Source organism: Candidatus Limnocylindrales bacterium, from assembly GCA_035571835.1.
Taxonomy (GTDB): Bacteria; Desulfobacterota; Binatia; order UBA1149; family CAITLU01; genus DATNBU01.
The window spans coordinates 78572-90643 of sequence record DATNBU010000041.1 but is presented as its reverse complement, the minus strand read 5'-3'; the positions used below and the strand labels follow the sequence as shown (position 1 = coordinate 90643).

At 61.7% G+C, this 12072-nt stretch carries 11 protein-coding genes; 10 read left to right on the top strand and 1 reads right to left on the bottom strand.

Annotated elements, in window-relative coordinates:
• The first annotated feature begins 91 nt into the window (after window positions 1–91).
• From VN634_19695 to VN634_19685, 3 genes are read left to right on the top strand one after another with little or no spacing between them, the layout of a single operon-like run.
• A complete protein-coding gene (locus VN634_19695) occupies window positions 92–1015 on the top strand; it encodes a multiubiquitin domain-containing protein (GenBank protein ID HXC53121.1) in 924 nt (307 codons plus the stop codon).
• Window positions 1015–2412: a ThiF family adenylyltransferase gene (locus VN634_19690; protein ID HXC53120.1), complete on the top strand. Its 1398-nt coding sequence runs from the start codon at window positions 1015–1017 to the stop codon at window positions 2410–2412. The genes VN634_19695 and VN634_19690 overlap by 1 nt, the downstream gene beginning before the upstream one ends.
• Entirely contained in the window at window positions 2409–2786 is a 378-nt protein-coding gene (locus tag VN634_19685) for a DUF6527 family protein (GenBank protein HXC53119.1), read from the top strand. Before VN634_19690 ends, VN634_19685 begins: the two co-directional genes overlap by 4 nt.
• Before the next feature lie 141 nt (window positions 2787–2927).
• Here VN634_19685 and VN634_19680 read toward each other — a convergent pair whose 3' ends face one another.
• A complete protein-coding gene (locus tag VN634_19680; protein HXC53118.1) occupies window positions 2928–5813 on the bottom strand; it encodes a M23 family metallopeptidase in 2886 nt (961 codons plus the stop codon).
• Between the two features lie 634 nt (window positions 5814–6447).
• Here VN634_19680 and VN634_19675 point away from each other — a divergent pair.
• The 7 genes from VN634_19675 (at window position 6448) to VN634_19645 (ending at window position 12045) form a co-directional block, all read left to right on the top strand.
• On the top strand, window positions 6448–7338 hold the full coding sequence (locus VN634_19675) for a hypothetical protein (protein ID HXC53117.1): 891 nt from the start codon (window positions 6448–6450) through the stop codon (window positions 7336–7338).
• 3 nt (window positions 7339–7341) lie between these two features.
• Entirely contained in the window at window positions 7342–8127 is a 786-nt protein-coding gene (locus VN634_19670; GenBank protein ID HXC53116.1) for an ABC transporter ATP-binding protein, read from the top strand.
• Window positions 8128–8144: 17 nt separating this feature from the next.
• On the top strand, window positions 8145–8870 hold the full coding sequence (locus tag VN634_19665) for an ABC transporter permease (GenBank protein ID HXC53115.1): 726 nt from the start codon (window positions 8145–8147) through the stop codon (window positions 8868–8870).
• On the top strand, window positions 8867–9907 hold the full coding sequence (locus tag VN634_19660; protein HXC53114.1) for an ABC transporter substrate-binding protein: 1041 nt from the start codon (window positions 8867–8869) through the stop codon (window positions 9905–9907). Before VN634_19665 ends, VN634_19660 begins: the two co-directional genes overlap by 4 nt.
• Window positions 9904–10614 carry a methyltransferase domain-containing protein gene (locus tag VN634_19655; protein ID HXC53113.1) on the top strand — a complete coding sequence of 237 codons (711 nt, stop codon included), beginning with the start codon at window positions 9904–9906 and terminating at the stop codon, window positions 10612–10614. Before VN634_19660 ends, VN634_19655 begins: the two co-directional genes overlap by 4 nt.
• A gap of 10 nt (window positions 10615–10624) precedes the next feature.
• Window positions 10625–11314 carry a hypothetical protein gene (locus VN634_19650; protein ID HXC53112.1) on the top strand — a complete coding sequence of 230 codons (690 nt, stop codon included), beginning with the start codon at window positions 10625–10627 and terminating at the stop codon, window positions 11312–11314.
• 125 nt (window positions 11315–11439) lie between these two features.
• Window positions 11440–12045, top strand: coding sequence for a hypothetical protein (locus VN634_19645; protein ID HXC53111.1), 606 nt, complete (start codon window positions 11440–11442; stop codon window positions 12043–12045).
• Window positions 12046–12072: the final 27 nt, after the last annotated feature.

Below are 12072 nucleotides of genomic sequence, written 5' to 3'. Positions count from 1 at the left end.
ACCGGTCGGGTTGTCCGGCTCTGATTGACCTGTCGTAGACGGCCCATACCGGACCATCGCTAGACAGAAATTCAAACAGAGGTTCAATCATATGAGTGTATCTTCCCCCGCTCCCACCAGCCGTCCCGACGTCGATGACCTCGAGACGGCTATCCGCGAAGACCGTCCACTGCATCCCGCCCGCGCCTACCTGATCAAGGTCGCGGACGAAACTCTGAACTACCGCGTTGTCGAAGTGACGGACCCGGTGCCCCTGGGCCGTCAGGTGCTCGACGCCGCGGGGGCCCGTCCCGTCGATGAATTCAGCGTCTGCGCCGTGCTACCGAACGGCGAGTTTGAAGACCTGCGGCTCGACGAGCCGTTCGATCTCCGCGGCCACGGAACGGAAAGGTTCATCTACTTTCGCACCGATCGACTCTTCAAGTTCACCATCGACAACAAGCAGCAGGAGTGGGGCAAGGCGCTGATCACCGGCGCCATCCTGCGCCGTCTCGCCGCCGTCGGTCCGAAGTACGCGATCTACCTTGAGGTACGCGGTGGGCAGGATGTCGAAATCGGCGACACCGACCCGGTCGATCTATCGAAGCCCGGCATCGAGCGTTTCATCACTGTCATCAAGGAGACGACGGAGGGGCTGACGGCCCTTCCGGAGGCGGACCGCAACTACCTCGAGCAGCACGGAATCGCCCACCGGCTGGTCGGCCACGGCGGCCAGGTAGGCGTCGTCATCGAGGGCTTCCAGCTGCCGCCGCACAAGTACGACCGCGACCACGTCGACCTGCTAATCATTCTCCCAGGCGGCTATCCCGACGCGTGCCCCGACATGTTCTTCATGGACCCATGGGTTCGTCTCGCGGAGACGGGGCGCTACCCGGAACGCGCTGACCATGCGCACCAATTCAGCGGGCAGTCGTGGCAGAGGTGGTCGCGCCACTGCGGAGAGTGGCGTCCCGGTATCGACGGGCTCCACACCATGATCGCGCGCGCCCGCTACGCCATCGAGAGGGCACGCTGATGGCCCCCGTTCTCGATCTCACGGTGCTCGAGCCACACAACTCGCGCCTCCGACAGATGCTCGCCAGCGGTTCCGCTGAGACAGCGGCCTACATGCTACTCGGAGTGTCGGACATCGCCTCCGATCCTTGGACAGGCCGAGCGCGAACACGGCTGGTATCGCACCAGTTCCGGGACATCGAGTCGACGGCATTCGTAAGCACGTCTGCAGAGCACGTCACATGGAGCACCGCCGGTTACATGAGGCTGCTCTGCGACGCCCTCACTGCTGGCTTGGTACCGGCCATTGTCCACACCCATCCCGGCAGCACGGCCTTCTTCTCGGAGCAGGACACCGCGAACGAAACCAAGCTCGCGCGCACCGCAGCGGTGAAGGGTGTCCTCGGTCTCGTCAGCATCGTGCTCGGCGGCGATGGCTCAATCCGAGCGCGACTCTGGCGCGGCGACGCGCCCCCCGTCGACGCGGTGAACGTACAGCGCGTCGGTGGCCGGTTCACTAGGTGGACGATGGATGCGGCCGTCGCCGCCAACACCGAACACCTGGACCGCCAGGCAAGGCTGTTCGGCCTGTCGTTCAACCCGACCTTACGCGGCCTGCGGATCGCGATCGTTGGGCTTGGCGGCACGGGCAGTGCCGTGGCGATGCTCCTGGCGCGCCTTGGCGTCGGGTACCTACTGCTACTCGATGATGACGTGGTCGAGACCAGCAATCTAAACCGAGTGCATGGGTCCCGTCGGAGCGATGTCGATGAGCTACTGGCGAAGGTCTCGCTCGCCGAACGCGAAATCGCAGCCGCCGGCCTCGGCACCCAGGTCGTAACGAGGAAAGCATGGGCGAATTCCCGCGAGATGCGGGACGCGATCAAGTCGTGCGACTTCGTTTTCGGCTGCACAGATGACCATTCCGGACGCGCGATGCTGAACCGCCTCGCCTACTACTACGGTATCCCTGTCATCGACGTCGGCCTGAGGATGGCCGCTGCCAGAGACGGCCACGATATCAACGGCAGGGTAACAACGCTCTCGCCGGGACGGCCTTGCCTTCTCTGCAGCGGCGTCATCAACCCACGGCGCGCGGCCGAAGAGGCGCTCGAACGTGCGGACCCGGAAGAATTCAGCAAGCGCAAGGCAGAGGCTTACGTCATCGGTGCAGGCGACCCGGCTCCAGCGGTGGTGACGTTCACCACCGAGATGGCCTGCGTCGCGGTGAACGAGATGGTCGACGCGATCACCGGCTACCGTGGTCCGGATGGGATGATCCCGAACCACATACGGCGCTTCCATGCCGGTGATGACCGGAGTCTTGCCCCGAAGCGCAACGACGGCTGCCCGGTCTGCGTGGGCACATCCGCATGGGGCCGTGCAGACACCGACCCATTCCTTGGGATAATGGGGTGACGCTGCTCAGGAAACGCATTGCCAAACTGCTGCGGAGAATCGGCTGGCTCGACTTCGACCTTGTCGCCGTCATGCACCGAGAACATCCCGGTCCCGGCGCGCTGAAGTCAGACGAGATGGTGATCGTAATCGACGGCGAGGTACGGAAATGGGCGTGCCTATTGTGTCCTGGCGGTTGCGGCTCGGCGATCTCGCTGTCGCTGAATCCTCAGCGACGGCCTCGCTGGGCGGTCCTGACCGACTTCTGGACGCGGCCAACCGTATCGCCGAGCGTGCATCAGACAAATGCGTGCGGATGCCATTTCTGGATCAAGGATGGAGTGGTCGAGTGGTGTCCGGGCGGGCACCCAGCCGCCGCGACGGAGTTGCCGTGACGATTTTCTGTTCCCGCGTATCGCACCACGTCGATGCTGCGATACCGAGCCGCGCGACTTCGTCGCATGCCCTGCCCGCTCCAGTCCCGCCCTGCAGAAGAACCTGCAGGGCGGGACGCTCATAACGACTAGTTGCCGCGGTCAGTTTGCGTTGAAGAACGCCGTCGGGTCCGTCCTACCCGTGAGATCATTCGAGTAACCGGTACCCGGCGGCGTCAGCGGTGAGGTCCACATTTCGATGTGGGAGTGCGACCCGGTGCTGCCGAGCGGAGTCTCACCGATGATCCCGATCGGCTGTCCGCGACGGACGACGTCGCCAACGCGCAACCAGGACCTCAGGCTTCCGGCCGACGGGCACCCTGTCAGAGGCGTATTGGTCCAGCACTTGTCCAGATGGCCGTAGAAGGACCACGCCGTTGAGACCTTACTCTGCGACCAGTTCTTCGCGGACGTGCAGGTCGAAGTCGCCCTGGAACCTGCAGGGACCAGGAACGGAGTCGCCGTGGGCGCGGCGTGCCTGACTACGAGGACGCCCTTCCACGAATCACTGGGCGTGCCATCGGAGGCAAGCGGCTGGGCCACGTAGGTCACCACGCCGTCTGCGACGGCACGCACCACCTCACCGCGGTCGGGCCCGGAACGATTCCAGTCTTCTCCGAGATGCAGCTTGGGCGGGATCGTGGACGTGTTGCACTCTCCGAAGTCCTGCGCGGAGTACCATCCATCTGCATCCGTATCGGTTTCAGTTGCCGCGGGCGGAGCAACCGGACTGTCGAACACGCTTGCCGTAGGCACGGGCTGACCGCTGTACTGCTCGAACACCGAGAGCATATATCTTCCCGCGGTCGTACCGTTCACCAACAACCAGTAGGTCCCCGTGAAGGAGGCGACGAACTTACAAACCTCAGGGGTCGTCCCGGTTTCTCGCGGGGCGCACTGGTACGCGGTCGTCGATAGGTTGCTGTTGTTCGACGTGTACAGATCCACGTCCGTCGCAGGGTGTGCGCCAGGAATCGCCACGACAAAGTACGTGCGCCCCAGGACCATGGGGAACCGGTAGCGGTGCTGTTCGCCGAGAGCGATGGCACGATTCGCGATCGTGCTTCCCGGGCTCAGCTCAGTCCCACTCTGTGACGATGCGGTATAGGCAGTATAGGTAGCGTTCGTGTTCTGCCATGCACCGCCGATCCAGGACCAGAGCGTGACGTAGAGAACGCGCCCATCCGTCGGCAATCCGCTCACGGTCACGGAGAGGTTCGTCCCCTGATCCTGGCTATAGAAGTCATTCCCGCCTGCCGAGCTGCCCACGTACAACCAGTAGTCAGTCACACCGGTACCCGTCGACCACTTGAAGGTTGCCGAGGTCCCCGAGAAAGCGCTGCCGGGCGATGGTGCAGTCAGCTTCGCGGGCTGGCTGGCGACCACGCTCGGCGTCTGGAAGTACAGGAGCGTCGTGTAGCCCGAGCAGCCCGAGGCATTGCAGGCGGCGACGTTCCATCTGTACTTCTTTCCCGCCGACAGGCTGGCCGAGTACGAGGTTCCGGTCGTCGTTGTGTCGACCACCAGTACGCCCGCGGCGATGTCGGTGACGCCGAAGCTGTAGTACGTCGCGCCGGTCACGGCGTTCCAGCCCAGGCCCACTGTCGTACCCGAAGTCGTAGGTCCGGGGCTGGTCGTACTGCCTGGCGTCGTCCCCGTCGGCATCGCCGGTGCCGTAGCCGCCGAGGGCGTCTGGAAGTAGAGGAGCGTCGTGTAGCCCGAGCAGCCCGAAGCATTGCAGGCGGCAACGTTCCACCTGTACTTCTTTCCCGCCGACAGACTGGCCGAGTACGAGGTACCGGTCGACGTCGTGTCGATCACTAACACGCCCGCGGCGATGTCGGTGACGCCGAAGCTGTAGTACGTCGCACCAGTCACGGCGTTCCAGCCCAAGCCCACCGTCGCTCCCGAGGTCGTCGGCCCGGGACTCGTCGTGCTTCCCGGCGTCGTGCCCGTCGGCGTCGCTGGTACCGTGGCCGCCGAGGGGGTCTGGAAGTAGAGAAGCGTCGTGTAGCCTGAGCAGCCCGACGCGTTGCAGGCGGCAACGTTCCACCTGTAGTTCTTTCCCGCCGACAGGCTGGCCGAGTACGAGGTTCCGGACGTCGTTTTGTCGACCACCAGTACACCCGCTGCGATGTCGGTGACGCCGAAGCTGTAGTACGTCGCACCGGTCACAGCGTTCCAGCCCAGGCCGACCGTCGTCCCCGAGGTCGTAGGGCCGGGGCTCGTCGTGCTGCCCGGCGTCGTCCCCGTCGGCATCGCTGGCACCGTGGCCGCCGACGGCGTCTGGAAGTAGAGCAGCGTCGTGTAGCCTGAGCAGCCCGAGGCATTGCAGGCTGCGACGTTCCATCTGTACGTCTTGCCCGCTGCCAGGGCAGCGGAGTACGAAGTGCCGGTAGTCGTCGTGTCGACCACCAGCGTGCCGGCGGCGATATCCTTGACTCCGAAGTCGTAGTACGTCGCGCCGGAGACCGCGTTCCAGCCCAGTCCGACCGTCGTCCCCGAGGTCGTAGGGCCGGGGCTCGTCGTGCTGCCCGGTGTCGTCCCCGTCGGCATCGCCGGAACAGTGACCGCCGACGGCGTCTGGAAGTACAGGACCGTCGTGTAGCCCGAACAGCCCGAGGCATTACAGGCTGCGACGTTCCATCTGTACGTCTTGCCCGCTGCCAGGCTGGCCGAGTACGAAGTGCCGGTAGTCGTCGTGTCGACCACCAGCGTGCCGGCAGCGAGATCTTTCACCCCGAGGTCGTAGTACGTCGCGCCGCTGACCGAGTTCCAGCCCAGCGGCACCGAAGTGCTCGAAGTAGTCGGACCGGGGCTTGTCGTGCTGCCGGGCGTCGTGCCGGTCGGGGTAGTCGGCACCGCGGCGGCTGCAGTTGATGCGATACCCAGAGTCAGCGTCACAGTCAGTCCATAACTGAAAGCCAGAAAGCCGCTGACCCTTTTCCCGGTGCGCTTGAAACGGGAGAGAAAAGTGGGGGAATCCATTCGTGTCCTCCTAGGGCCGGTTGTGATGCGGCCTTGGCTCACCCGCAGGGTGCGCGGGAAGCTTCGGAATGCTCGGCATCGCGGCGAGGAGGAGTGGAGCGGCCTCCGGCGTGCGGGAACCCTCGAGCGTGGGATGAACTTGGGTTGCGGACTACTGGGCTGGCCGCTACGCTTTCTTACGGAGCGGCCTCCGACCTGGGTGACCCGTCGGAGACTCGGTGCGCGGCGGCGTCAACCGCCGCGCACCTCTCTCTTCAGTTCTCGACCCCAGCGAAATCGTGCAAAACAAACTTTCTGTCTCACCTCCTTAGGTTCCGGCAGCCCTCCAGTTCAGGAAAAACTCATCCTTTTCGGTAGCTTGGCCATGGCCAGGCGTCCTGCTGGTCTGCGGAACGCCGGAGGGAACCACCACGAGCACAATGCAGGTGCCCCGCGCAGGCGGGACTGCGATCGACTTGTTCGCTGCGTGGTTACCGCCGGTGCGCCGCATAGCCCTTCTCTAGCAGGGCGTACGACTTCTCGTCAATGTTTTTGGTTAACTAACTGACTGGACCGGATAAATAAGTTGCCGGCGGAAGCAGGCCGTGACAGTTTTGCCGACTGGGCGCGAGTGCGAGGCCCATCAGGAACAGCAATGGCAAAGAGAACTCCTCCGGAACCCCGTCCGCCCCTCAAAGAGCAGATAAAGCGTGAGTTGGCCGTCGCTCGGTGGACGCAGGAGGACTTCTGCAGCAACGAGAAACTGAAGCTGAGCGCGTTTCGCGAGCAGTTGTCCCGAAACCGTTATTCCGAGTCTACGTTGAGAGCTGTTGCCGTCCTTCTCGGCGTCAATGAGGCACAGCTAGAGACGGACTTCCGCTTCGAGAAGACAGGCGAACGATCTCTCGTCGAAAATCCTAGGCTCATTGTTGAACGCGACGCCGAAAAGGATCCAAGAAAGCGAAGCCTGACAATCAGCAGAAGCGTCGAATTCTTGTATTCGAGTCTTAACCGCGACGACCTCGTGGTTGTGTTTTCATTGGCCGAGCCGCCGCTGGAATGCACGCGCGAAGGCTGGAGCGCTATCGGGGCGGTATTGGCTGCTGCGCTGCAGCGAGGCGCTAGACTCCTGCACGTGCGTCCGAGCAGGAGTACCGTACGGACTTTCCTAAGCGCCATGCCGGACTATCCGGAATTCGATCCCGATGAACAGTTCAAGATTCTCCAGAGAAACCTGAAGGCAGCGGGGTCCGGGGAAGCGATGGCGAACTGCGTGCTGTGGCGGCCGGACTATTGCCCGCTCTGGTGTCTCGGTCTTCGATTCGGATACTACGCGACCGGCCGCTTTCCCAGACGCGAATACAAGCTTTTCGCCAAGTTTCCCTCGACTCTTGGGTCATCGCGCGGCGGAGAAATCCTGCTGCCGACTGACGGAGCAAATCTAGCTCAGCACTGTCACACTTACCTAACACACGCGTTTCGTACGGAACCGTCGCTACACCAGCTGCAACCCCTGCTCGAAAGCAGGGCCGCATTGGATGACTGAGCAATGACGCTTGCCAGTCCAATCGTACTGGTGTCTGGACTGAAGAAGTCCTTTGAGGGCCCTGCGGGCGCCCTCGAAGCGATCGCCGACCTCAGCCTTGAGATCGGCCCCGGCCAGATCACCGGCTGCGTTGGCCCCTCGGGCTGCGGCAAGACCACGCTACTGCGACTCATCGCAGGACTGGACGCGCCAACGAAGGGATCCATCCTAATTGGCGGGCGGTCTCCGCAGTTCGCGCGGCCCGCCGTCGTTTTTCAAAACTACGCACTCCTTCCGTGGCGCAACCTTCTCGAAAATGTCGCTCTCCCACTGGAGATCGAGGGGGTCGCTTCCGGAGAGCGCCACGCTCGCGCTGAGGAGGTGTTAGCAGCCGTTGGGCTGAAAGGCTTCGAGCGATTCAGGCCGTCAGAGGTTTCGGGCGGCATGCAAGCGCGCACGGCAATCGCCAGGGCCCTTACCCAGAAGGCCGACGTTTTACTGCTCGACGAATGGACCGCCTCGGTCGACGAGATCACCAAGGAATCCCTGCATGCTCTTGTGGTGGAGCTGAATGAGACATTCCGCAATTGCGTGGCGATCGTCACGCATTCGATCAGCGAAGCCGCACTTCTATGCGATCACATCGTCGTGCTTTCCCAGCGACCGGCCCGGATTGTCGGCACCATCGACATTGATCTGCCGAGGCGGGACCGCCTTGCAAATCCAGATCATCCTCAACTCATTGAAGCGCGACGCCTCGGTCGCGCCTTGCTTCAACAATCGTGCGACGTGTCGCAGGTAAGGTTGTAGGAAGCATGTCCTCTCGATTGTTCACATTCTTGGCGTTCGTCGCCGCATGGGCGCTGGCTTGTCGGCTGTTCGAGATCCCGAGCTATCTCCTCCCCACACCGATCGAAGTCTTCCAAACCGTCGTGTCCGAGCGCAGTCTTCTCGCGACTGCGACCCTCGTATCCGCCCTAGAAGCGATCGCCGGGTTCCTGCTGGCCGCTGCGGTCGCACTCGGAATCGGAATCTTCGTCAGCTTGCAGCCGAGGACTTTGAAGCCCGTACTCGGCGCGGCGATCGCACTGAAGTCCATTCCAGTAGCCGCACTGGCTCCGGTGTTCCTGATCTGGTGCGGCTACGGTGTGCAGGGGAAGATCCTGCTTGCTGCCATTGTCGCGGTGTTCCCGATGCTGATCGCCTTAGTCGAAGGAATGGCTGCGATCCCGCCAACCGACCGCGACCTGTTTCGCACATTGCGCGCATCGCGCTGGCAAACGGTCGTGAAACTCTCTCTCCCGAGGTGCGTGCCGTTTGCGGTTGCGGGACTTCGCATCGCGGCGCCGATGGCCGTCCTCGGCAGCCTTATTGCCGAGTATTCGGGAGCTAGAGAGGGACTCGGAGTTACGATGATGATTGCGGCCGCGAATTTGAACTCGCCGCTACTTTTCGGCGCCGCGATCCTGAGCGCGTTCCTCGGAATCGGAGCATTCAGTGCAATACGCCTGTTGGAGATTCCACTGCAAAACTACATGGAGTCAAAGTCATGAAATCGAACTGCAGAGCCTTGCCGTCAATCCGGCGCTTCGTGCGACTCGTCAGCCTCGCGGCCCTGCTCATCACCGCTGGTAACGCGGCTGCAGAACAAGTCCCAGCCGCAAACATCTCTCTCCGCCTGAAGTGGTTCATCTACAGCTCCTTCGCCCACCACCTAGTCGCCGAGGAGAAAGGCCTCTTTGCGGCCGAGGGCCTGAAAGTAGACATACGACCAGGAGGCGTCGGCATCGACCCTATCAAATCCGTAGCCGTCGGTGAGGACGACCTGGGATTGGCCAGCTACGGGCAGATATTGCTCGCGCGTCAACACGGGATTCCGGTGGTCGCAATCGCCGAGGAATATGTGTCGTCCGGCGTTGTGTTCCTCGCTCTGAAATCCTCCGGCATCACCAGCCCGAAACAATTTGTTGGCAAGAAGATTGGCTGGATACCGGGCTCGGATACGGCGACGGTCTACCAGGCGCTGATGGCGAAGGAAGGCGTCGACCGGAAGTCGCTTCAGGAGGTGAGCATCGGCGCGGATCTGGCGCCATTTCTCGCTGGGACTATTGACGTATGGACGGCGGGTTACATCTCGAACCAGCCGATCGTCGCCGAGATGAAGGGCTACCCAGTCAACGTGATCGATCCTCACGACTACGGGATTGACGTGGGCGGCAACGTCGTCTTCGTCAGCGAAGAGACGCTCAGAACTAAACGACCTCAGATCGAGGCTTTTATACGGGCCATGCTGAAATCGATCGAGACCGCGCGTGACATGCCTGCGGCAGAGGTTGTAGACATCGTTCTGAAGTACAATCCCAACCTGAAGCGTGATTCCGAAATCAAGGTGTGGGAAGTAACCAAGGATCGTCTCCTGTCGAAGGATCCCGCGACGGCCGGAGTAATGAAGAAGGAAACCTGGACAAGTACCGCATCCGTCTTCCACGAATTCGGCGAGTTGAAGAATATTCCGGGACTCGAGAGCGTCTACACAAATGACGTGGTGCTGGCGGCGCACGCCTCCAAGGTCAAGGTAGCGGAAAAATGAATGACGTTCTGTATGATCGGCCCGAGATGTTCGAGGCATACGCTCGATATCGAAGCGAGGCCGGCTGCAAGAACGACACGATTGAACAGCCGGCGGTTCGGCGGCTGCTGCCGCCGCTCGCGGGCAAACGGATTCTCGACCTCGGCTGCGGCACGGGAGGTTTCGCCCGCTACGCGCTCGACTGCGGTGCGGATCTCGTCGTCGGCGTCGATGCTTCCTCACGGATGTCGGCGAGAGCGCGCACCCGACTCGGCACGACCGCACATGCGGAGATCCTGGAACAAAGGATCGAGGACTTCCGCTGGGGCGGCCGCCCTTTCGACGTGATTGTCAGCTCGCTGGCGCTGCACTATGTCGAGCCCGTTGATGAAGTATTCCGCCGTTGCTCGGAGTGGATCCGTCCTGACGGCACGTTGGTCCTGACCGTAAGCCACCCCTTGATCACTTCACTACTGGGAACCAACGTCAGCCCATTCGAGAAACGCGATCTCTGGAATACCGAAGGACCTCGCCCGCACACGTGGCTGGTCGATAACGTGGTGAAGTATCATCGCAGGCCGCAAACGTACCTTCAGTACCTGACCAAATCAGGATTTTCCGTCGCGTCCGCCCAGTCGCTTGGTAGACTCGGAATCGCCTCTTGCTCGCCGGCTGGTGGCGAGAGCCCGCTGCCGGATTACGCTCTGCTCTGCGCTCGCGCGCACTGAGACACCAAACATGGACACGTCTGCGCACGCTCAAGCCGCTTCGAGAAGCGAATTTCACATCCACGTCGATCCTATCGACGCCGCTACGTCGTTCGAGGAGCTTCTTCTCGCGGAGGGCTTCGTGCGAGTCGAGTACGCGCTGGAACCGAGCACTTTTGAGACGAATGCCGCTGACTTCTGCCACGACCATCACCTCACCTACAAGACCTTCTCCTCACGGGAGTACAAAAAGGTAAGCGATTTCGTCTTCGCACTACTGGACGAAGGTCAGGCGATTCGCCGAGGGTACGTCGAGTGCGAGTGTGTCACGTTTCGCGAAGCTCTCCCCCAAGCGCCCTATCGATCCAACCCCCTCCCTTTCCGGCTCGAAATGAGCTCGCCTTCGCCATCAGCTTTCCGCGAGAGCGAAATTCACGTCACGCTCGATTCAGAGCGCTCGGACCCACGTTTACTGAAGAAGCTGCGTGAGATCGGAATGCTCAAAGGCACCATTCCAAAGCCGTGGGGGAAGGCGAGCATCTTCACAGCGCAGGGCACCCAGGAACAGATCGACCGAATCAGGGAACCGCTTTGGGATTTTCTGCGTAGGAGCGGCGGTGGGGTTCGCTGCACTATCAAGGAAGAAAAGACCGTGCGGTACTGGCTCAGTCATGCTGTCGGGATTGGGCTTCCACAAGTGATTTCGACGATAGGAAACTAGTTGCGGGCGGAAATCAGCGAGACCCGACAGGAACCCACACCGTCGCGCACGAGACAAGCGGCCTGACAAGAATCGGGCTTCAACTCGGAAGCTCCAGTAGTCAACGACGCAATTAGGAGAGCACAATGGAGCACATCGCAGACATCGTTCGTCGACTTCTGATCGACCAGGACGTAACAAGTTCCGAAGCAGCTTCCGTCAATCGTCGGCCCGAGATCGATTCAGCCCGAAAACTCATTAGCGCCGACGACATTCCTACACTCCTCCGAATCTGCAATGACAAGTCTCCTGGCACGCGGCTTCTCGCCATAAACCTTCTGCACCGTTTCTCCTATGACACGCGCGTCCAAGAGACCATGAGAAACCTTTGGCGGGATTCTTCAGACTTCAGTGTACGACATGCGGCCCTCTGGCGGCTGCTCGACATCGCCGACCTTTCGGCTGCGCAACACGACGCTCTCTTCAGTTTCGTGTGCGAGCACTGGGCAGAGTTTCTTCACGAAACAAAGGCATGGCACGGTGCGAATGGTGATCTTCTTTCCGGCCTCCGCTCACGTCTAAGCAGCGGTGCGCAGCCGGATTCGAAGCGCTGGATCTACGTGTGTGCGGCAGCGGCAGCGGACGACCACAACTCCGCTCACGAATTCATAGAGTCGCACAGCGGTTGTGACGATGCCTTCCTTGCGAAGGTTGCGAACTACTGCCTTCGCCAGATCGACCGCGGTCACTAGTCCGGAAAACACGTCTCGGCGGCAACT

Excerpts from the sequence above, each read along its gene's own strand:
- VN634_19695 (HXC53121.1), top strand. The coding sequence starts at position 92 with ATGAGTGTATCTTCCCCCGCTCCCACCAGCCGTCCCGACGTCGATGAC.
- VN634_19690 (HXC53120.1), top strand. The coding sequence starts at position 1,015 with ATGGCCCCCGTTCTCGATCTCACGGTGCTCGAGCCACACAACTCGCGC.
- VN634_19680 (HXC53118.1), bottom strand. The coding sequence starts at position 5,813 with ATGGATTCCCCCACTTTTCTCTCCCGTTTCAAGCGCACCGGGAAAAGG.
- VN634_19675 (HXC53117.1), top strand. The coding sequence starts at position 6,448 with ATGGCAAAGAGAACTCCTCCGGAACCCCGTCCGCCCCTCAAAGAGCAG.
- VN634_19670 (HXC53116.1), top strand. The coding sequence starts at position 7,342 with ATGACGCTTGCCAGTCCAATCGTACTGGTGTCTGGACTGAAGAAGTCC.
- VN634_19660 (HXC53114.1), top strand. The coding sequence starts at position 8,867 with ATGAAATCGAACTGCAGAGCCTTGCCGTCAATCCGGCGCTTCGTGCGA.
- VN634_19655 (HXC53113.1), top strand. The coding sequence starts at position 9,904 with ATGAATGACGTTCTGTATGATCGGCCCGAGATGTTCGAGGCATACGCT.
- VN634_19650 (HXC53112.1), top strand. The coding sequence starts at position 10,625 with ATGGACACGTCTGCGCACGCTCAAGCCGCTTCGAGAAGCGAATTTCAC.
- VN634_19645 (HXC53111.1), top strand. The coding sequence starts at position 11,440 with ATGGAGCACATCGCAGACATCGTTCGTCGACTTCTGATCGACCAGGAC.